This is a genomic window from Anoxybacillus amylolyticus, assembly GCF_001634285.1.
Classification (GTDB): Bacteria; Bacillota; Bacilli; order Bacillales; family Anoxybacillaceae; genus Anoxybacteroides; species Anoxybacteroides amylolyticum.
On sequence record NZ_CP015438.1, the window covers coordinates 360,978 to 382,381 of the forward strand.

The following is a 21,404-nucleotide window of genomic DNA, read 5'->3' on the forward strand; positions in this document are numbered from 1 at the left end:
GATAGGGGTGAAATACATGAGCATCAGAGCTGAAGAAATTAGCGCGCTGATAAAAAAACAAATTGAAAACTATCAGTCCGAAATTAAAGTGAGCGATGTAGGTACAGTAATCCAAGTCGGTGACGGTATCGCGCGCGCTCATGGCCTTGATAACGTCATGTCAGGGGAGCTCGTGGAATTTGCAAACGGTGTCATGGGAATGGCGCTAAACTTAGAAGAAAACAACGTCGGTATCGTTATTTTAGGTCCATACACAGATATTAAAGAAGGTGACGAAGTGCGCCGTACAGGACGTATCATGGAAGTTCCTGTTGGCGAAGCATTAATTGGTCGCGTCGTTAACCCGTTAGGTCAGCCTGTAGATGGACTTGGCCCAATTGAAACAACAGAAACTCGTCCGATTGAAAGCCCAGCACCAGGAGTTATGGATCGTAAATCGGTACACGAGCCATTGCAAACAGGGATTAAAGCGATTGACGCTCTTGTACCAATCGGTCGTGGGCAGCGTGAGTTAATCATCGGTGACCGCCAAACAGGGAAAACCTCGGTCGCGATTGACACGATCTTAAACCAAAAAGATCAAAATATGATTTGTATTTACGTGGCGATCGGGCAAAAAGAATCAACGGTTCGTAACGTGGTGGAAACGTTGCGCAAACATGGTGCGCTTGACTACACAATCGTCGTCACAGCTTCTGCTTCCCAACCAGCGCCACTATTATTCTTAGCGCCATATGCGGGCGTAACGATGGGCGAATATTTCATGTATAACGGAAAACACGTGCTTGTCGTATACGACGATTTATCGAAACAAGCGGCTGCTTACCGCGAACTTTCGCTTCTATTACGTCGTCCGCCAGGTCGTGAAGCATATCCAGGGGACGTCTTCTACCTACACTCTCGTCTTTTAGAGCGTGCGGCAAAATTAAGCGACGCAAAAGGTGCAGGTTCATTAACGGCGTTACCATTCGTTGAAACGCAAGCAGGTGACATCTCTGCTTACATTCCAACGAACGTTATCTCGATTACAGATGGACAAATTTTCTTGCAATCCGACTTATTCTTCGCGGGCGTACGTCCAGCGATTAACGCAGGTCTTTCGGTATCACGCGTCGGTGGTGCGGCGCAAATTAAAGCGATGAAAAAAGTATCCGGTACGCTTCGTCTTGACTTAGCAGCATACCGTGAACTTGAAGCGTTCGCGCAATTTGGTTCCGACCTTGACAAAGCAACCCAAGCAAAACTTGCTCGCGGTGCGCGCACCGTTGAAGTATTGAAACAAGGCTTGCACGAGCCGCTACCAGTCGAAAAACAAGTAGCCATTATTTACGCGTTAACGCGCGGATTCCTAGACGACATTCCAGTTGAAGACATCCGTCGCTTTGAAAAAGAATTTTTCGCATGGCTTGACCAAAATGGTCAGCACATTCTTGAACATATTCGCACAACGAAAGATCTTCCAAGCGAAGAAGAGTTCAATCAAGCGATCGAAGACTTCAAGAAAACGTTTGTCGTTTCTGAATAAAAGAAGGAACAGAAGCCCGCTTCTGTTCCTTGCCCATCACTAGAGCGCAAAAAAAGGTGGTGAAAACCTTTGGCATCATTACGCGATATTAAGACACGAATTAACTCGACGAAAAAAACGAGCCAAATTACAAAAGCGATGGAGATGGTTTCCGCTTCGAAATTGCATCGGGCGGAAACGAACGCGAAATCGTTTGTTCCATATATGGAGAAAATTCAAGAAGTGGTCGCAAACATCGCTTTAGGTAGCTCAAGCAACCATCCGATGCTTGTGAAACGCCCAGTGAAAAAGACAGGCTATTTAGTCATTACATCGGACCGCGGGCTCGCTGGTGCTTATAACAGCAACGTCTTACGCACTGTTTATCAAACGATTCGCGAGCGCCACAAATCGACCGATGAATATGCGATCATCGCGATTGGTCGCATCGGCTTAAGCTTTTTCAACAAGCGGAACATCCCGGTGGCATTGCACATTACGGGGTTGCCAGACCAACCATCATTCGCTGATATTAAAGCGATTGCCAACCAAACGGTGAGCATGTTTGCCGACGGAACGTTTGATGAACTGTACATGTACTACAACCATTTCGTCAGCGCTATCCAGCAAGACGTGACAGAACGGAAGTTATTGCCGCTTACAGATTTGGCAGCAAAAACAAAACGGACATCATACGAGTTTGAGCCGTCGCAAGAAGAAATTTTAGAAGTGTTGTTGCCGCAATACGCAGAAAGCCTAATTTACGGCGCATTATTAGATGCGAAAGCAAGTGAGCACGCGGCGCGGATGACCGCGATGAAAAACGCGACCGACAATGCCAAAGAGCTCATTCGCACGCTTACGCTTTCTTACAATCGTGCCCGTCAGGCAGCAATTACGCAAGAAATTACGGAGATTGTGGCAGGAGCGAATGCCTTGCAATAGGTTAAGCAGTTAGTTAGGAGGGAAAACGATGACAAAAGGACGCGTTCTTCAAGTTATGGGTCCAGTTGTAGACGTGAAGTTCGAAAGCGGACATCTTCCTGCGATTTACAACGCCCTTAAAATCCAACATAAAGCGCGTAACGAAAACGAAGTCGACGTAGACTTAACATTAGAAGTGGCCCTTCACCTTGGGGATGACACTGTTCGTACGATCGCGATGGCATCAACGGACGGTCTTATTCGCGGCATGGAAGTGATCGACACAGGAGCGCCAATTTCTGTTCCAGTAGGGGACGTGACGCTTGGTCGCGTATTTAACGTATTAGGGGAGCCAATTGATTTAGGCGAAGAAATTCCAGCGGAGGCGCGCCGCGACTCAATTCACCGTCCAGCGCCAAAATTTGAACAGCTTTCGACACAAGTTGAAATTTTAGAAACAGGGATTAAAGTTGTCGACCTTCTTGCGCCATACATTAAAGGTGGAAAAATCGGTTTGTTTGGCGGTGCAGGGGTAGGAAAAACGGTTTTAATCCAAGAGTTGATTAACAACATCGCGCAAGAGCACGGCGGTATTTCCGTATTCGCGGGCGTTGGAGAACGTACGCGTGAAGGAAACGACTTGTACCATGAAATGAAAGACTCTGGCGTTATCAATAAAACAGCGATGGTATTCGGTCAGATGAACGAGCCACCTGGAGCGCGGATGCGCGTTGCGTTGACAGGGTTGACGATGGCAGAATACTTCCGTGATGAACAAGGACAAGACGTATTGTTCTTCATCGACAACATCTTCCGCTTCACGCAAGCAGGTTCGGAAGTTTCGGCGTTATTAGGACGCATGCCGTCTGCCGTAGGTTATCAGCCAACGCTTGCGACAGAAATGGGTCAATTGCAAGAGCGGATTACGTCGACAGCCGTCGGTTCGGTTACGTCGATTCAAGCGATTTACGTACCAGCGGACGACTATACAGACCCAGCACCAGCGACAACGTTCGCACACTTAGATGCAACAACAAACTTAGAGCGTAAATTATCAGAGATGGGGATTTATCCAGCGGTTGACCCGCTTGCATCGACATCTCGTGCGCTTTCCCCAGAAATCGTTGGGGAAGAGCATTACCAAGTAGCGCGCAAAGTGCAACAAACGTTGCAACGCTATAAAGAATTGCAAGACATTATCGCAATTCTTGGGATGGACGAGCTTTCTGAGGAAGACAAACTTGTCGTTCACCGTGCTCGCCGTATCCAATTCTTCTTATCGCAAAACTTCCACGTTGCGGAGCAGTTCACTGGTCAACCAGGTTCTTACGTACCAGTAAAAGAAACCGTCCGCGGCTTTAAAGAAATTTTAGAAGGAAAATATGACCATCTTCCAGAAGATGCTTTCCGTTTAGTGGGCCGCATTGAAGAAGTTGTGGAAAAAGCGAGAAAAATGGGCGTAGAAGTTTAAACAAGGGACATAGGAGGATTTTAGTATGAAGACGATTAAAGTCAGTGTCGTTACTCCTGATGGCCCGGTTTATGAAGCGGACGTCGAAATGGTCAGCACAAAAGCGAAAAGCGGGGAGCTCGGGATTTTGCCAGGGCACATTCCGCTTGTCGCTCCGCTCGAAATCGGATCAGTGCGCCTGAAAAAAGACGGAAAAACGGAATTTATCGCTATCAGCGGCGGCTTTTTAGAAGTCCGTCCGGATAAAGTAACTGTATTGGCGCAGGCGGCCGAACGAGCAGAAGATATCGACGTCGCTCGTGCGAAAGCAGCGAAAGAGCGTGCGGAACGACGCTTGCAAGCAAAGCAGGACAATATCGATTTCAAACGAGCAGAACTTGCGCTACGACGTGCCATTAACCGGTTAGATATTGCCGGAAAACGATAAAAAGGCAGGGGAATGTTTCCCTGTCTTTTTTTTATGCTGAATCGAATAGATTAACACTGTAACGATATTTATTACAAGTAAAATTCGTCGTTCTGTCGACACCTCTGGATATAAATGTTATAATGATATCGGTTACAAGGCAAAATTGTTTGATATTTTTCACAATTTATGGATACGAACGAACAAAGGGGGCGGGCATGACGTTGCTTAATGTGTACTTAAATAACTATTTAATTGTTTTTGTCTTTTTATGTTTAGGAATTTTGCTTCCGGTTGTGGCGTTGACAGCAGGTCGCTTCCTTCGGCCGCATGTGCCGACAGCAGCAAAAGAAACGACGTATGAAAGCGGAATTGAGCCGTTTCATGATTCGCGCGTGCAATTTAACGTACGCTATTATATGTTTGCGCTTTTGTTTGTCATTTTTGATGTCGAAACGGTCTTTTTATATCCGTGGGCGGTGGCGTATAACCATCTCGGCCTGTTTGCCCTTATTGAAATGTTAATTTTTGTGGCAATGCTTGTCATTGGGCTTGTGTATGCTTGGAAGAAGAAGGTGTTAAAATGGATGTGAAATTGTTAAATATACCGGAAGAAGAGATGGAAGAGTTGCGGCGCAACGTCTTTTTAACGACGCTCGAACAATTGAAGGCTTGGGCGAGAAGCAATTCGCTATGGCCACTAACGTTCGGGCTTGCTTGCTGTGCGATTGAAATGATGGGCGTCGGCTCGTCCCATTATGATTTAGACCGATTCGGTTCATTTTTCCGGACGTCTCCGCGCCAATCGGACGTGATGATTGTTTCGGGGACAGTAACGAAAAAAATGGCGCCAATCGTTCGCCGGTTGTATGATCAAATGCCGGAGCCGAAATGGGTTATTGCGATGGGTTCATGTGCGACGGCAGGTGGACCGTACGTCCATTCGTACTGCGTTGTCAAAGGGGTTGACCAAATTGTACCCGTTGACGTCTACATCCCAGGCTGTCCACCAAACCCAGCGGCATTAATTTATGGAATTAATAAATTAAAAGAAAAGATCCGTTATGAAGCGAAGACAGGAAAGAAGGTGCTGTAGTCGATGAGTGAGGAAAAAGATATACAGCAACGGAAAAAAGAAGCGGCTGAACGGGCGAAACAGTTAGCGCGCGAACGGCTAGCTGCGAAACAAGCGGGCGGCGAAACTGAACAGACGCTCGAAGCAAAAGCGGACGCAACGGACGACGTGGAATTAGCGAAGAAAAAAGCGGCAGCAGCAGCGAAAGCAAAAGCGGCGGCGCTAGCGAAGCAAAAAGCAGCGGAAGAAGCAGGCGCTGAAGAAAGTGAGTCGGACGACGTAGAATTAGCAAAGAAAAAAGCGGCGGCAGCAGCGAAAGCAAAAGCGGCAGCGCTAGCGAAACAAAAAGCAGCGGAGCAACCAGGCGCTGAAGAAAGTGAGTCGGACGACGTAGAATTAGCAAAGAAAAAAGCGGCAGCAGCGGCGAAAGCAAAAGCGGCAGCGCTAGCGAAACAAAAAGCAGCGGAGCAACCAGGCGCTGAAGAAAGTGAGTCGGACGACGTAGAATTGGCAAAGAAAAAAGCGGCAGCAGCGGCGAAAGCAAAAGCGGCGGCGCTAGCGAAACAAAAAGCTGCCGGACAAGCAGAAGGAGAAGAAAACGCTAGCGACGACATTGCACTGGCGAAGCAAAAAGCGATTGCGGCCGCGAAAGCAAAAGCCGCAGCACTAGCAAAACAAAAGGCATCAGCGCAAGGAGAAGGTGGCGAGGAGGACGTTGCGGCTGCGAAAGCAAAGGCAATTGCCGCCGCAAAAGCAAAAGCCGCGGCTGCAGCAAAAGCAAAAGCAGCTGGCGAAGCAGAAGCGCCGAAACAGTCGGAAGCCCCGTCGCCAAACCAGCCACTTCTTGATAAATACGTCAAAGTCATTAAAGAACATCTCGGCGAAGAAGTATTGGAAGATGCGTATATTAACCGTCTATCCAAAGATGTACCAACACTGGTGGCGAAAAAAGATACATACTTTAAAGTCGCCCAATTTTTAAAATATAACGAGCAGCTCGGTTTTGATTATTTATCGGAACTCCATGGAACAGATTTCCAAACACATATGGAAGTATACGTTCATTTATACTCTTATAAAAACAATCAGGCAGTCGCTTTAAAAGTGAAAATCGACCGAAACGAGCCGGAAATCGATTCGCTCGTTCCGCTTTGGCAAGGAGCGAACTGGCCGGAGTGCGAAGCGTACGATTTATTAGGCATTCGCTTTAACGGGCATCCAAACTTAATTCGCATTTTTTTAGGAGAACAATGGGTCGGCCACCCGCTCCGTAAAGACTACGTGCCGTATGATATGGAGGTGTAGCTGATGCTTCGGACGGAAGAAATGCTGTTGAACGTAGGACCACAACATCCGAGCACGCACGGCGTCTTTCGCCTCGTGTTAAAAATCGATGGAGAAATTATTAAAGAAGCTACACCGGTCATCGGGTATCTTCATCGAGGAACGGAAAAAATTGCGGAAAATTTACAATATACACAAATCATTCCTTATACTGACCGAATGGACTATTTGTCAGCGATGACGAACAACTACGTCATTTGCCACGCCGTCGAAACGATGATGGGCATTGAAGTGCCGGAGCGGGCAGAATATTTGCGTGTTTTGGCGATGGAACTCGGTCGGATTGCGAGCCACCTCGTTTGGTGGGGAACGTATTTATTAGACATCGGTGCCATTAGCCCGTTTTTATATGCGTTCCGCGAGCGGGAGATGATTATCAACTTGCTAAACGAGTTATCAGGAGCGCGCTTGACGTTTAACTACATGCGCGTTGGTGGCGTGAAATGGGATGCGCCGGACGGCTGGATTGAGAAAGTAAAAGAGTTTGTGCCATATATGCGCAAACAGCTGGCGGGATACCATGAGCTCGTAACTGGAAACGAAATTTTTCGCCATCGCGTTATTGGTGTCGGCAAATATACGAAAGAAGAAGCGCTTAACTATTCGTTAAGCGGCGTCAATTTGCGCTGCACCGGCGTGAAATGGGACCTTCGCAAAAACGAACCGTACTCGATTTACGATCGGTTTGATTTTGATGTTCCAGTGCGCGAAGAAGGCGACTGCTTTGCTCGCTATGAATGCCGCTTGGCGGAAATGGAAGAATCGCTCAAAATTATTGAGCAAGCATGTGAGCAGTTTCCGAAAGATGGAGAAATTATGGCGAAAGTGCCACGCATTATTAAAGCGCCACCAGGGGAGGCGTTCGTCCGCATCGAATCGCCGCGTGGCGAAATAGGTTGCTATATTGCGAGCGACGGAAAAAAAGAGCCGTACCGCTTGAAGTTCCGTCGGCCATCGTTTTATAACTTGCAAATACTCCCGAAATTATTACAAGGTGAAAATATTGCGAACTTAATTGCGATTCTTGGGGCGATTGATATTGTGCTCGGGGAGGTAGATGGTTGATGGAACAATTGTTGCACTCGGCGCCGAGTTGGACGAATGTGGCGATCTTTTTTGGCCTTGGGACGCTGTTGTTGCTTGTTGTGTTAGGGTTTGTGACGTACGGCATTTTGGCAGAACGGAAAGTGATGGGCTTTATGCAAGGGCGGATCGGTCCGAACCAAGTCGGCGGACGGTGGGGGCTGTTGCAGACGGTCGCAGACGTCTTAAAGCTTTTATTAAAGGAAGATACGATTCCGAAAGCGGCCGATAAACCGTTATTTATTATCGCACCAGTCATTGCGTTCGCGCCGGCGTTTATGGTGTTGGCGACGCTGCCGTTTACAGATGCATTGCAGTTTGCCGATATTGGCGTTGGGTTGCTTTATTATATCGCTGTATCTGGGTTGACAACGGTTGGAGTGGTGACGGGTGCATGGGCGTCCAACAACAAATACGCACTTCTTGGCGGCATGCGGGCGGCAGCGCAAATGATTTCGTACGAAATTCCGCTCGTTATGTCCGTGCTCGGCGTTATTCTATTAACCGGAAGTTTAAATTTAAACGACATCGTCGAAGCGCAAAAACACGTATGGTACATTTTCGTGCAGCCCATTGGCTTTCTTGTCTTTTTAGTCGCAGCGGTTGCAGAGTTAAACCGGACGCCGTTTGACCTTCCGGAAGCAGAGTCGGAACTTGTCGCTGGCTTTCATGTCGAATATTCCGGCTTTCGCTGGGCGTTTTTTATGCTTGCGGAATACGTCTATTTCTTTGCGATGGCGACGCTCACGACCGTTCTCTTTTTAGGCGGCTGGCAGCCGGTCACGTTCCTTGGCTTTATTCCAGGAGCCGTTTGGTTCTCGTTAAAATTTAGCCTTGTTGTCTTCGTGCTCATTTGGTTCCGTTCGACGTTCCCACGGTTGCGTGCCGATCAGTTAATGGAATTCGGATGGAAGGTATTGCTTCCAGTCGCATTGGTCAATATTTTTCTTACAGCACTTATTAAAAGCGTATTCTTTTAAAAAGGGGGGAATATCGTGCTCGGCTTAGCGAAAGGGTTAAAGTACACCCTCAAAAACTTAACGAAACAAAAAGTCACCTACGACTATCCGAACGAGCCGCTCGCGCTTCCGGACCGGTTTCGCGGAATTCAAAAATTTTATCCGGAAAAATGCATCGTCTGTAACCAATGTGCGACGATTTGCCCGACAAACTGTATTCAGCTGACCGGCAAAAAACATCCCGATCCGACGAAAAAAGGGAAAATCATTGACACGTACGACATCAATTTCGAAATTTGCATTTTGTGCGATCTTTGTACGGAAGTATGTCCGACCGAAGCAATCGTCATGACGAACAACTTCGAGTTGGCGGAATATAGCCGCGATGCCCTATTTAAAAACTTAGAATGGCTGGACGAAAATGATACGAATGTGCGAAAGGGGAATAAACCGTGAGCGGAGAATATGTCGCGTTTTTAGGGCTCGCATTAGTTGCGATTGCCGGCGGTGTCCTTATGTTGAACACGACGAAAGTCATGCATATGTTCGTGTCGCTCGTGTTTACGTTTGTCAGCATCGCCGGGGTGTATGTGCTATTGTCGGCAGAGTTTGTCGCTGCGGTGCAAGTGTTAATTTATTCAGGCGCGATTACGATTATTATGCTATTTGGCATTATGTTAACCCGCCCGAAAGAAGATGGAAGATCGACAACAGGCGGATTTGTGCGGAAGTCGCTCACTGCGTTGGCAGTATTGGCGTTTGGTGCCTCGGTGTATCTTGGTATTTATCGTTTAGACTTCGGTGAACAAGCGATGCATCTCCATGAAAAAAACACGGAACAAATCGGGGTTGCGCTTTATTCGAACTATCTTATTCCATTTGAAATTACATCGGTTCTTTTACTTGTAGCACTCGTCGGAGCAATTGTGCTAGCGAAAAAAGAAGACGAGGGGGAGAGATGATGAGTACCGTTCCAATGTCAGCTTACCTTGTATTAGCGTTAATGCTATTTTGTATCGGATTGTACGGGGCATTGACGAAACGAAACACGGTCATTGTGCTCATCTGCATTGAATTAATGCTCAATGCCGTTAATATTAACCTCGTCGCCTTCAGTAAATACGGTGTCCATCCAAGTATTACAGGGCAAATTTTCTCGCTTTTTACGATTACGGTTGCTGCGGCGGAAGCGGCCGTGGGGCTGGCGATTTTAATGGCGCTATATCGCAATAAAAAAACAGTGGACATCGACGACATCGATTCGTTGAAGCACTAATTGGACAATTCAAAGGTTGAAAATGACAGAGGGCGAATGGCCCTTTGACAAAAAGGGGATAGTGATATTCATGATGGAAAATGCTTGGATTATACCGCTTTTTCCGCTTCTTTCCTTTTTGCTGTTGCTTGTCGTCGGAAAACGGCTGAAAGAAGCAAGCGCCTATGTTGGCATGGCGGCGACGTTCCTTTCGTTCCTCGTCGCAGTCGCAGTGCTGTTTGCGCGCTTCCATGAACCGACGTACGAAGCGAAGCACGTTTGGTTTACAATCGGCAAGATGGACATAACGGCTGGCTTTGCCGTCACTCCGTTAAACGCGCTTATGCTTGTCGTCGTTTCGCTCGTCAGCTTTCTTGTACATATGTACTCGAAAGGGTATATGCACGGGGATGAGCGGTTCCCAGTGTTTTACGCCTATTTAGGATTGTTTACGTTTGCGATGCTCGGTCTTGTTCTCTCCGCCAACTTATTGCAAACGTACATTTTCTGGGAACTAGTCGGGCTTGGTTCTTTCCTTTTGATCGGATTTTACTTTTATAAGGAAGAAGCGAAAGCTGCTGCAAAAAAAGCGTTTATTATGACGCGCATCGGCGATGTTGGGTTATTAATTGGCATGAGTTTGTTGTTTTGGCAAACGAAAAGCTTCCAATATAGCGACATTTTTGCCGCGCTTCATGCTGGGAAAATATCGGGTACGCTTGTTACGATTTCGGCGATTCTTATTTTCGTCGGAGCGGTCGGCAAATCCGGGCAATTCCCGCTTCATACGTGGCTTCCAGACGCGATGGAAGGCCCGACGCCCGTATCGGCGCTTATCCACGCGGCGACGATGGTGGCGGCAGGGGTATATTTAGTCGCATCGCTTTTTCCGCTATACGAAGCGAGCGAAACGGCGATGTTGACCGTTGCGGTTATCGGCGGGTTTACGGCGGTTTTTGCGGCGTCGATTGGCTTAGTGCAGACAGATATTAAACGGGTGTTGGCGTACTCTACCGTCAGCCAGCTCGGCTATATGATGCTTGCCCTTGGAGCTGGTGGGTATGTCGCAGGAATTTTCCACTTAACGACGCACGCCTTTTTTAAAGCACTTCTCTTTTTAGCAGCCGGAAGTGTCATTCATGCTGTCCATACACAAGATATTGAGAAAATGGGCGGACTTTGGCGCAAAATGCCGTTGACCGCGCCGCTATTTCTCATCGGTACGTTAGCGATTAGCGGCGTTCCGCTTTTATCGGGCTTTTTCAGTAAAGACGAAATTTTAGTTGCCGTTTGGCAGCACGGGCATCCGGTATTGTTCTGGCTTGCGGTTATTGCCGCGTTTTTCACGGCATTTTATATGTTCCGTCTCTTTTTCCTCGTCTTTGGCGGAAACGTGCGCGGGGAAGCGCATGAGGTGCATGAGTCGCCAGCAGTGATGACCGTACCGATGATCGTGCTTGGTGTGTTAGCCGTTGTCGCAGGGTATATCAACACGCCATGGTTCGGGACGTTTTTAGGCGATTTCCTTACTGGGGAGTCTGGACATGAAGATGCACCAGCGTGGATTATGGTTGTAGCGACTGCGATATCGCTTGCGGGTATTTTCTTGGCGTGGCTGATGTACGGGAAAAAGTCGCTTGCTCGCGATTGGCTTAGCGCAAGAATGCCAATGATGTACCAAGTGCTATGGAATAAATATTACGTGGATGAACTTTATACGATTACAGTCGGCTATGCGACGAAAGTGTTCAGCTTATTTTTGCAATATATCGACCGCTTTCTCGTTGAAGGCTTGGCCAACTTGCTAGCAGCGTTTGTGAAAGCGATGGGAACGATCGGATCTAGACTACAAAACGGCCAAGTCCAAATGTACGGTGCGGTGACCGTTATCGGTCTGACGATTCTTGTCGTCATTCTTGCGTTCACAGGGGGGTATTTATAATGCATGACACGTATTTTCTTTCGTTGCTCGTTTTCTCCCCGCTGCTCGGTATCGGATTGTTAGCATTTGTGCCAAAAACACAAGAGCAGACGATTAAATTACTTGGCTTTTTGGCGACGCTTCCGTCGCTTCTGTTAGCGCTGTTTGCGTTTAGTCAATATTTGCGAGGCTATGACCTTAGCCGGCTGTCGGAAAAACATGCGTGGCTTCAGTTTGGAAACTATTCGTTTTTACCGAAATCTGCCTACGCAATTCCATACGAATTGACAGTCGACGGCTTTGCCCTTGTCATGATTGTTCTTACGGCATTGTTGGCGACGCTCGCTGCGATTGCTTCCATTCATATTAAAAAAGAATGGAAAGGGTATTTCATGCTGTTTTTGCTGCTGGAGATCGGGATGCTTGGCGTATTTGTGGCCGGAAATCTCTTCTTGTTCTTCCTTTTCTTCGAAATTACGCTCGTTCCGATGTTTTTCCTAATCGGAAAATGGGGCTATTTCGAAAAAGAAAAAGCGGCATACAGCTACTTGTTGTATAACGGAATCGGGTCAGCGATTTTATTGCTTGTCATTTTAATCTTATTTGCTCGTACTGGCACGTCCAATATTGCGGCATTGCAAGACATGTTGCGCGGCGGCGAAGGAGCTTCGCAAATGCTTGCGCCACTCTCGAATGATTTACGGTACGGCTTATTTATCGCCTTGCTTATTGCGTTCGGGGTGAAGCTACCGATTGTGCCGCTTCATAGCTGGATGTTGCGCGTGCACGTGCAGGCGCCGCCATCAATTGTTATGTTGCATTCGGGTGTGCTATTGAAAATCGGGGCGTTCGGTTTAATTCGGTTTGGCATGGGCTTATTCCCAGAGCAGTTTGAACGCTTTGCGACGTTCATCGCCATTTTAGGGGTCATTAACTTATTGTACGGAGCGTTTCTTGCGTTCGTCCAAGAGGATTTTAAAATGGTCTTGGCGTATTCAAGTATTTCCCATATGGGAATTGTGTTGATTGGTCTTGGGGCGTTAAATGAAGCAGGCATTCAAGGAGCGATTTTCCAAGTTGTTTCGCACGGGTTAATTTCTGCGCTATTGTTCTTGCTTGTTAGCATTATGTATGAGCGCGTGCAGACCACGATGCTTAACCGCTTAGGTGGGCTTTCGAAAGCGATGCCGCTTGTTTCAGGATTTCTATTGGCAGGAGCGATGGCGTCGTTAGGTTTGCCAGGCATGTCTGGGTTTATTAGCGAATTCACGGCTTTTTTAGGTTTGTTTAAAACAAATCCGGCACTTGCGGCGGTCGGGACGCTCGGTATTATTATGACGGCGGTGTATTTATTGCGGGCGGTATTGAATATGACGTACGGTGCTACAGCGCGCGGGGTGGCGGAAGTAGCAGATATAAGTGCAGTAGAATTAGTTCCGGTTCTCGTTTTAATCGGCTGCATCGTTTTCATTGGCGTCTATCCGCAAATGCTTGCGGAACCGCTCGCTGCGACGATTCAAATGATGATGAACGGGTTAGGAGGGTAAGCGCATGACATGGGAAACGTTATTGCATTATAAATGGGGAGTGATGGCGCCCGAATTTATCATTCTCGGCGTTGCGACTGCGCTCTCGCTCATCGACCTGTTCATGCCAAATCGCCAAAGCCGTCGTCCGCTTGGATGGTTTGCCGTCGCTGGGGTCATTGTCGCGATTGTTTCGCTTGTTGGGCTGTTATCGGTCGATACGACATCGATTTTACATGATACGTTCCGGCTTGATGCGTTCGGAAAAGCGTTTAAGCTGTTACTATTGGGAGGAGCCGCACTTGTATTGTTGCTTTCGCTTGACTATTGTCCGAAAGAAGGCATGAAATACGAAGGCGAGTTTTACTACTTATTTTTGACCGCGCTTCTTGGGGCGATGGTGATGACATCAAGCGGTGATTTAATTACGCTGTTTGTCGGCTTGGAGTTGTTGTCGATTTCTTCTTACATTTTAGCTGGTTTGCGGAAAACAAATTCGCTGTCGAACGAATCGGCAATGAAATATGTCATTAGCGGTGGGATTTCGACGGCGATTACGCTATTTGGAATGAGCTATGTGTTTGGCTTGACCGGCTCGACGAATTTGAAAAAAATTGCGATGCAGCTAAGCACATTGCAAGATAGCGGGCATCAATATGTGTTGGCATTGGCGTTTTTGCTTATGCTTGTCGGCTTGTCGTTTAAATTAGCGTCCGCACCGTTCCATATGTGGGCACCAGACGTCTACCAAGGCGCACCGACGCCGGTGACCGCTTTTTTAAGCGTTGTATCGAAAACGGCAGGCTTTGTCATCGTGCTTCGTTTGTTTATTTCGATTTTTGCAGCGGCGTTATCGCAAGGAGACGAACCGTCATCGATGCTGTTATCGATGCAAGACTATATCGCCTTTTTAGCGGGTGCTACGATGGTTATTGGAAATACGGTGGCGCTAAAACAGCGGAACGTAAAACGACTATTCGCCTACTCAAGCATTGCCCATGCCGGCTATTTGTTAGTTGGTTTTGCATCGTTGTCGTTTGTGATGGTTGATTCGATGTGGTTTTATTTAGCAGCGTATTTGTTCATGAATTTAGGGGCGTTTGCGATCTTGCAGACGGTCACCGACCAAAGTGGCTCCGAAGACATCAGCCAATTTGCAGGGCTTTATCGCCGCAATCCACTGTTAGCGATCATGATGGGCGTGTTCTTACTATCGCTTGCCGGCATTCCAGGGACAGCGGGATTTATCGGAAAAGCGCACATCTTTTTAGGGGCGTTCGCTACCGAGCCGGCGCATTACGTGCTAGCGGCAGTGATGATTGCAACAACCGTCGTATCGTACGTCTATTATTTCGGATTGTTTACGCAAATCTTCTTCCGTCCGGCAGCGCATCACGAGTCGTTTAGCGTGCCGATTGGAGCAACGATTGTCATTGCAGTTTGTGCGTTTGGCACGCTTCTTTTCGGGATGATGCCGGGATGGTTGTATGCATTTTTAGACAAGTTTCATCACTTTAGCGATTTCCTTCGCTAACGCTAGAAGGGGGCTTCCCCCCTTCTTTTTTTCATATTTCCCTTGAGGGAAGGAGGCAACGACATGACAGGAGTTGGACAACAAGCGCTCCTAAGTATTATTTCCCACCTTTTCTTTTTTGCGCTCACGTGGTGGACGTTGCAAGGCGTTCAGTTAGAGAAAATAATAAAACCAAACCGCATCTTGCAAGCACGCGTCTTTTATGTGTTGCTGACGATTGCGATTGGCTCTACTGTCAGCAACTTTTTCCTTGATTATTTTCTTTGGTCGAAACAATTGCCGTTTTTATTTCGGGGCGAATAATCGCTCCATTTTTTGTTAAAAAGAGAAACTTCCTCTTCGAATTTTGTCGAGCAGTTGCGCGTATGTTCGTTGCCAATGTGGCAACAATAACAGCTAAGGAGAGGAAGGGAAGAAAGATGAAAAAAACGTGGATGGCAATGCTCATTTTTCTTATTTTCACGACTGGACATTTTAGCAAAGCACAAGAGACAGAACCGATAAAAGAGATAAAAACAATCGCTTCCGTATTGCAACAAAACGGCGCATCGATCAACGACTGGACCATTTACACAAGGGAGTATGCCCAAACAATCGAAAATCATTCCGATTTTGTGAAAAAAGTGGACGAATGGAAACGAACTTTTCCGATGTTTCAATGGACCATGGAAACAGATCGCCATGTTCAACGGGCGACAGGCAGTTATGTACATTCCTCGATGCAAGAAAAAATTCAACTTGTCACTACCGTCGCAAACGAAAAGCCCCAAACGTACATCCTCTATGAATTAAAGGGATTTGGTTGGAGCGAAACCGTGCAGAAAAACATTGGTCAAATCATAAGCCAAAGGTCATCACAACTCTTGATGAAACAACCTGCATTTTTCTCTTGTGTAAAAGGGGAATTCAATGGTAAGATGAAAGGTGTTTTGTTAAAACAAGCTTACCATCTTTTACATGCATTCCACGCTGCGCCGATTGAGGCGCTTACGGAAGACGCGTTTGTTTCCGTTTCTGCATATACTAGGCAGTGGGAGAACGTTCTTCCGACCAACACTCATCCAATGAACATTCAGCTTGCTTTACGAAAGACGGGATTGGGCGATCAAACGACCGTTGTGGTTGGAACCCCAATCATTACAATTGAATATTAATATAGAGAATTTGGACGCGGAGGGGAATACCTTGGAAAAAATCATCGTCCGTGGCGGAAACCGGTTAAACGGCACCGTGAAAGTCGAAGGAGCGAAAAATGCCGTTTTGCCTGTTATCGCCGCAACCTTATTAGCAAGTGAAGGAAAAAGTGTCATTCATGACGTTCCTGCTCTCTCCGATGTATATACAATTACGGAAGTATTGCGTTATTTAAACGCAGATGTTGTGATCGAAGGAAACCGCGTTGTTGTAGATGCATCCCGAGAGCTGAAATTAGAAGCCCCGTTTGAATACGTACGCAAAATGCGTGCCTCCGTTTTAGTGATGGGACCGTTGCTTGCGAGAAAAGGGCGCGCTCGTGTGGCGCTTCCAGGCGGCTGCGCGATTGGTTCGCGGCCAATTGACCAGCATTTAAAAGGGTTTGAAGCGATGGGCGCTTCGGTGAAAGTGGGCAATGGGTTCATTGACGCCGAAGTGAACGGGCGGTTGCGCGGTGCGAAAATTTACCTTGATTTTCCAAGCGTCGGAGCGACGGAAAATATTATGATGGCGGCGGTGCTAGCGGAAGGAACGACCGTGATTGAAAACTGTGCAAAAGAGCCAGAAATTGTCGATTTGGCGAACTTTTTGAACAAAATGGGCGCGAAAGTGCGCGGTGCTGGAACAGGCACTATCCGCATTGAAGGTGTGCCGAACTTACGTGGTGCCGTGCATACGGTCATCCCCGATCGAATTGAAGCAGGGACGTTCATGGTCGCAGCGGCAATTACAGGCGGAAACGTGCTTGTGCAAGGAGCTGTTCCAGAACATTTAAGTTCGCTCGTGGCGAAGCTGGAAGAAATGGGCGTCATCATTATCGAAGAAGAAAACGGTCTTCGAGTCATCGGTCCAGAAACATTAAAAGCGGTCGATATTAAAACGATGCCACATCCAGGGTTTCCGACTGATATGCAGTCACAAATGATGGCATTATTGTTAAAAGCAGAAGGAACAAGCATGATTACGGAAACGGTATTTGAAAACCGCTTTATGCACGTCGAAGAATTCCGCCGCATGAACGCCGATATTAAAATTGAAGGGCGGTCGGTCATTATTAACGGTCCTTGCAATTTGCAAGGGGCGGAAGTGGCGGCTACCGATTTACGAGCCGCTGCCGCGTTAATTTTGGCGGGACTTGTCGCGGAAGGATATACGCGGGTGACGGAATTAAAACATTTAGACAGAGGCTACGTGCGCTTCCATGAAAAACTAGCGGCGCTTGGCGCAGACATTGAGCGCGTCCGCGAAGAAGAAACGGTATGGGAAGCGGCAAAAGTAACCGACCTCAACTAATGACGAAAGCGACTGTTCGTTGCAACCGCAGCGAAAGGTCGTTTTTTCTTTTTTACAAAAATAGACAAGTTGTGATAAAATAAAAAGAAAAATGCCTATCGGAGAGGAGGGATTGGATGGAGGCGTTGCTTCAGCAGTTTATGGAGCAAATGAATAAGCGCTTTGATCGGTTAGAAAGTGAAATGAGTTCTTTTCGGAAAGAACAACATGAAATGCGAGAAGATATCCGTACTTTAGCGTCGGAACAACAAATAATGCGTCAAGAAATCAACGCGCTAGCTGCTAAGCAAGAAAAATTTGAACAACAGCTCCTGCAAACGAACGAACGAGTAGAACAGCTGGCAGTGCAGTTGCAACAGACGGACGAAAAAGTAGAGAAGCTAGGAGTTCAGCTGCAATTGACCAACGAGAAAGTGGAAAAGCTGGACGAGCGGTTGCAACAGACGGACGGAAAAGTAGAGAAGCTAGGAGTTCAGCTGCAATTGACCAACGAGAAAGTGGAAAAGCTGGACGAACGGTTGCAACAGACGGACGGAAAAGTAGAGAAGCTAGGAGTTCAGCTGCAATTGACCAACGAGAAAGTGGAAAAGCTGGACGAACGGTTGCAACAGACGGACGAAAAAGTAGAGAAGCTAGGAGTTCAGCTGCAATTGACCAACGAGAAAGTGGAAAAGCTGGACGAACGGTTGCAACAGACGGACGAAAAAGTAGAGAAGCTAGGAGTTCAGCTGCAATTGACCAACGAGAAAGTGGAAAAGCTGGACGAACGGTTGCAACAGACGGACGGAAAAGTAGAGAAGCTAGGAGTTCAGCTGCAATTGACCAACGAGAAAGTGGAAAAGCTGGACGAACGGTTGCAACAGACGGACGGAAAAGTAGAGAAGCTAGGAGTTCAGCTGCAATTGACCAACGAGAAAGTCGAAAAACTCGACGAACACCTGCAGCAAACGAACGAAAAAGTTCACCAAATGGACCAAACAGTTCAAACGTTAGCAACCGAGCAATACGAAATGAGAAAAGAGCTTGCGTTTTATTATGGCAGCCTAATGCGCGAAATAGAAAATACGAAAACCGAAATGAGAAGCCACTTCAAACAATTAGAGCGGGTCGACGAGCAGCACCGAGAAGTAATCGAGCTACTGGCTTCTCGAATTCAATGACGACACGAACTCCCAACGGGTTCTTTTTTTTTGCCAATTTTCTTCCCGGAAACAATTTGTCATATATACTTGTCCAAGCCCATACACTATGTAATAACGAGCAGGAAAGTGCGCGTTAAAATTGCATATTGGGGGGCGCAAAATGAAACGTCTGAAATTATTGCTCGCACTCGGGTCGCTTTTATTCATCGTTGTATTACTCATTCCGACATTGCTCGTCATCCCCTTTCACGAAAAGACAAGCGGGTCGTTGATCGAAGCGCTACAACCTAAGCCGAGCATACAACCGAAACAAGCGGGTCCAGATGTCGAAGTAGCGGTATATCGAAGCAAAGAAAAACGAATCGAGCACATCCCGCTAGAGCAGTATGTCATAGGGGTCGTCGCAGCCGAAATGCCGGCCGATTTTGAGCTAGAGGCGCTAAAAGCGCAAGCGCTCACCGCCCGCACGTACATTGTCAAACAAATGCTCAGCGACCAACCAATCGAACTTCCAAAAGGCGCCAACGTCACGGACACGGTGATGCATCAAGTGTACTATAGCGACGAAGAACTAAGGAAGCAATGGGGATCGGACTACGACTGGAAAATGAAGCGCATCGTAAAAGCAGTGCAAGAAACACAAGGTCAAATCATCACGTACAACAACGCTCCGATTGAAGCCGCTTTTTTCTCAACAAGCAACGGCTTTACAGAAAACTCCGAAGCGTACTGGCAAAACGACTTTCCGTATTTAAAAAGTGTTGCGAGCCCATGGGATAAACAATCACCTAAATTTTATCATCAAACCGCGATGTCCGTGGCAGAGTTTGAACAACGGTTAGGAGTGAAGCTGCCAAACGACGGGTCGGTAGGCGTCATCGTGTCGCGGACGCCAGGCAAGCGAGTGGCGGTGGTTGATATTAGCGGAAAGCAACTCACCGGGAGAGAAATACGTGAAAAATTGGGGTTAAAATCGACTGATTTTACGTGGGTGCGAAAAGGAGAGGAGATTGTCATTACGACGAAAGGATATGGACATGGGGTTGGCATGAGCCAATACGGGGCAAACTTTTTAGCAAAGCAAGGGAAAACGTGCAAAGACATCGTCCGATATTATTACCGCGGCGTCAACGTTTCATCCGCAACGGCGTTTTTAAACCGGTTGACGGCGAAAAGATAAGCAGACTCTTTTAGGAGAGCTGCTTTTTTTGTGTATAAAAATCGATTTTTTTCAAAAAATAACGGTTTTTATGTATAGATTTTCCTCTTTCTGTTCAAAATGGTTGCTGAGGTGATGAACAATGAGAGAGGAAGAAAAGAAACAACCTTCTCTACGAAAACCAAGTTTCAAACGTGCGTTGCGCAAGCGTTGGGTATTTCCGGCTATTTATTTAACAAGTGCCGCGGTCATTTTAGCGGGAGTGCTTTGGTTCCAGCATAGCAAAGATGTACAGCCAAAAGATGAGTATCAATACGGCCAAGAAGGGACACCGTCCAAACAAGACGAATCCATCCCAGTTAATGAAGCCGTAGAGCATGTTGCGATGCCAGTGCTCGATCCAAATACGGTTCAAATTAAAACACCGTTTTACGATTATGCCGCATCGAAAGAAGAACAAGAAGCAGCTCTCGTCTTTTATAATAATACGTATCATCCAAACCGTGGCATCGATCTTGGGATGAAAGATAATCGGCCGTTTGACGTAACTGCTTCTTTAAGTGGAACGGTGACAAAGGCGGAAAAAGACCCAATTTTAGGCTATGTCGTCGAAATTGACCATAATAACGGTGTCTTAACGGTTTATCAATCGCTTGCAAGCATCGAAGTAAAAGCAGGAGATGCGGTGAAACAAGGGCAAATTATCGGCAAAGCTGGACAAAGCGCCTTTAACAAAGAGGCAGGAACGCACGTCCATTTTGAAATTCGCCAAAACGGCAAGCCGGTTAACCCGCTAGACTATGTCGATAAACCAGTCACATCCTTGACAGAGTCGAACGCATCAAACGAAAACGCACCAAATGAAAAACAAAGCGAACACAATAGCCATTCAACAAACGACCAAACGCAAGATGAATCGTCCGATGACCAATCGACAGATGATAACAATACACACCAAGACTCTTCTTACAACATGCCAGATTCTTCGATTGGCATGGCGAAAGCGTAACAGCGCGCAGCATCAAGTACGAACGCTTGATGCTGCTTTTCTTTTTTCACAAAAAACGCTCGCCTCTACAACATTTTTGGCATATATGTACCAATTGCTTAATAAAATGTTACAAACTTATCAACTAGCGGGAGTGTTTGAGGTGGGGATCGTCCATCGCGCAAAAATAAAGCCGAAGATGCTTTTCAAATGAACAAGAGGAAGTGCTTTTGATCATCGACGAAACGAGTCTCATTTCACACTTCTCACATCCAACTTAGGGAGGGCGAGTGGTGTGCACGATTACATCAAAGAGCGTACTATCAAGATTGGAAAGTATATCGTGGAGACGAGGAAAACCGTTCGCGTCATCGCGAAAGAATTTGGCGTTTCCAAAAGTACTGTTCATAAAGACTTAACCGAGCGGCTGCCGGAAATTAACCCAGAGCTGGCGAATGAAGTGAAAGAAATTCTTGATTACCATAAATCCATTCGTCATTTGCGTGGGGGGGAGGCGACAAAGAAGAAATATAAAAAAGAAACGATTCAATAAATACTTCTTCCTTGCTTTTTTCTTATAAAAATAGTATCAGATTCCGATATACCTATGATAAAATAATTAATTA

At 46.8% G+C, this 21,404-nt stretch carries 22 protein-coding genes; all 22 read left to right on the plus strand.

What is annotated here, in order from left to right; translation table 11 throughout:
- Positions 1–16 precede the first annotated feature (16 nt).
- The 22 genes from atpA to spoIIID all read left to right on the plus strand — a co-directional run bounded on the left by atpA (position 17) and on the right by spoIIID (position 21,331).
- Complete coding sequence (gene atpA / locus GFC30_RS01820) at positions 17–1,525, plus strand: F0F1 ATP synthase subunit alpha (protein ID WP_066322633.1); 1,509 nt, start codon at positions 17–19, stop codon at positions 1,523–1,525.
- A gap of 69 nt (positions 1,526–1,594) precedes the next feature.
- Positions 1,595–2,449, plus strand: coding sequence for a F0F1 ATP synthase subunit gamma (locus GFC30_RS01825; RefSeq protein WP_066322634.1), 855 nt, complete (start codon positions 1,595–1,597; stop codon positions 2,447–2,449).
- Positions 2,450–2,477: 28 nt separating this feature from the next.
- Positions 2,478–3,899, plus strand: a complete 1,422-nt coding sequence (atpD, locus tag GFC30_RS01830) for a F0F1 ATP synthase subunit beta (protein ID WP_066322636.1) — start codon at positions 2,478–2,480, stop codon at positions 3,897–3,899.
- Positions 3,900–3,924: 25 nt separating this feature from the next.
- Positions 3,925–4,326 (plus strand): F0F1 ATP synthase subunit epsilon, encoded by a 402-nt coding sequence (locus GFC30_RS01835; protein WP_066322638.1) that lies wholly within the window; start codon positions 3,925–3,927, stop codon positions 4,324–4,326.
- 197 nt (positions 4,327–4,523) lie between these two features.
- A complete protein-coding gene (locus GFC30_RS01840; protein WP_066322640.1) occupies positions 4,524–4,898 on the plus strand; it encodes an NADH-quinone oxidoreductase subunit A in 375 nt (124 codons plus the stop codon).
- On the plus strand, positions 4,889–5,401 hold the full coding sequence (locus tag GFC30_RS01845; protein ID WP_066322642.1) for a NuoB/complex I 20 kDa subunit family protein: 513 nt from the start codon (positions 4,889–4,891) through the stop codon (positions 5,399–5,401). The genes GFC30_RS01840 and GFC30_RS01845 overlap by 10 nt, the downstream gene beginning before the upstream one ends.
- 3 nt (positions 5,402–5,404) lie before the next feature.
- Positions 5,405–6,685 carry an NADH-quinone oxidoreductase subunit C gene (locus tag GFC30_RS01850; RefSeq protein WP_066322644.1) on the plus strand — a complete coding sequence of 427 codons (1,281 nt, stop codon included), beginning with the start codon at positions 5,405–5,407 and terminating at the stop codon, positions 6,683–6,685.
- 3 nt (positions 6,686–6,688) lie between these two features.
- Entirely contained in the window at positions 6,689–7,789 is a 1,101-nt protein-coding gene (locus GFC30_RS01855) for an NADH-quinone oxidoreductase subunit D (RefSeq protein ID WP_066322645.1), read from the plus strand.
- Positions 7,786–8,787 carry an NADH-quinone oxidoreductase subunit NuoH gene (gene nuoH / locus GFC30_RS01860; RefSeq protein ID WP_066322648.1) on the plus strand — a complete coding sequence of 334 codons (1,002 nt, stop codon included), beginning with the start codon at positions 7,786–7,788 and terminating at the stop codon, positions 8,785–8,787. Before GFC30_RS01855 ends, nuoH begins: the two co-directional genes overlap by 4 nt.
- A 15-nt stretch (positions 8,788–8,802) precedes the next feature.
- Positions 8,803–9,222, plus strand: coding sequence for an NADH-quinone oxidoreductase subunit NuoI (nuoI, locus tag GFC30_RS01865; protein WP_066322649.1), 420 nt, complete (start codon positions 8,803–8,805; stop codon positions 9,220–9,222).
- A complete protein-coding gene (locus tag GFC30_RS01870) occupies positions 9,219–9,728 on the plus strand; it encodes an NADH-quinone oxidoreductase subunit J (protein ID WP_066322650.1) in 510 nt (169 codons plus the stop codon). Before nuoI ends, GFC30_RS01870 begins: the two co-directional genes overlap by 4 nt.
- The gene (nuoK, locus tag GFC30_RS01875) at positions 9,728–10,042 is read left to right on the plus strand and encodes an NADH-quinone oxidoreductase subunit NuoK (RefSeq protein WP_066322651.1); all 315 of its coding nucleotides are present in this window, start codon (positions 9,728–9,730) and stop codon (positions 10,040–10,042) included. The genes GFC30_RS01870 and nuoK overlap by 1 nt, the downstream gene beginning before the upstream one ends.
- Positions 10,043–10,112: 70 nt before the next feature.
- A complete protein-coding gene (gene nuoL, locus GFC30_RS01880) occupies positions 10,113–11,963 on the plus strand; it encodes an NADH-quinone oxidoreductase subunit L (RefSeq protein WP_066322652.1) in 1,851 nt (616 codons plus the stop codon).
- Positions 11,963–13,489, plus strand: a complete 1,527-nt coding sequence (locus GFC30_RS01885) for an NADH-quinone oxidoreductase subunit M (RefSeq protein WP_066322653.1) — start codon at positions 11,963–11,965, stop codon at positions 13,487–13,489. Before nuoL ends, GFC30_RS01885 begins: the two co-directional genes overlap by 1 nt.
- A gap of 4 nt (positions 13,490–13,493) precedes the next feature.
- The gene (gene nuoN / locus GFC30_RS01890) at positions 13,494–15,002 is read left to right on the plus strand and encodes an NADH-quinone oxidoreductase subunit NuoN (protein ID WP_066322654.1); all 1,509 of its coding nucleotides are present in this window, start codon (positions 13,494–13,496) and stop codon (positions 15,000–15,002) included.
- A gap of 63 nt (positions 15,003–15,065) precedes the next feature.
- Positions 15,066–15,305 carry a DUF1146 family protein gene (locus tag GFC30_RS01895; protein ID WP_066322655.1) on the plus strand — a complete coding sequence of 80 codons (240 nt, stop codon included), beginning with the start codon at positions 15,066–15,068 and terminating at the stop codon, positions 15,303–15,305.
- A 116-nt stretch (positions 15,306–15,421) separates the two neighbouring features.
- Positions 15,422–16,156: a YwmB family TATA-box binding protein gene (locus tag GFC30_RS01900; RefSeq protein ID WP_066322656.1), complete on the plus strand. Its 735-nt coding sequence runs from the start codon at positions 15,422–15,424 to the stop codon at positions 16,154–16,156.
- 31 nt (positions 16,157–16,187) lie between these two features.
- Positions 16,188–17,489, plus strand: coding sequence for a UDP-N-acetylglucosamine 1-carboxyvinyltransferase (murA, locus tag GFC30_RS01905; protein ID WP_066322657.1), 1,302 nt, complete (start codon positions 16,188–16,190; stop codon positions 17,487–17,489).
- Between the two features lie 116 nt (positions 17,490–17,605).
- A complete protein-coding gene (locus tag GFC30_RS01910; RefSeq protein ID WP_066322658.1) occupies positions 17,606–18,649 on the plus strand; it encodes a coiled-coil domain-containing protein in 1,044 nt (347 codons plus the stop codon).
- Positions 18,650–18,791: 142 nt separating this feature from the next.
- A complete protein-coding gene (gene spoIID / locus GFC30_RS01915; protein WP_066322659.1) occupies positions 18,792–19,811 on the plus strand; it encodes a stage II sporulation protein D in 1,020 nt (339 codons plus the stop codon).
- 121 nt (positions 19,812–19,932) lie between these two features.
- Positions 19,933–20,799 carry a stage II sporulation protein SpoIIQ gene (locus GFC30_RS01920; RefSeq protein WP_066322660.1) on the plus strand — a complete coding sequence of 289 codons (867 nt, stop codon included), beginning with the start codon at positions 19,933–19,935 and terminating at the stop codon, positions 20,797–20,799.
- A gap of 274 nt (positions 20,800–21,073) precedes the next feature.
- Positions 21,074–21,331: a sporulation transcriptional regulator SpoIIID gene (spoIIID, locus tag GFC30_RS01925; protein WP_027407999.1), complete on the plus strand. Its 258-nt coding sequence runs from the start codon at positions 21,074–21,076 to the stop codon at positions 21,329–21,331.
- The last annotated feature ends 73 nt before the right edge of the window (positions 21,332–21,404 follow it).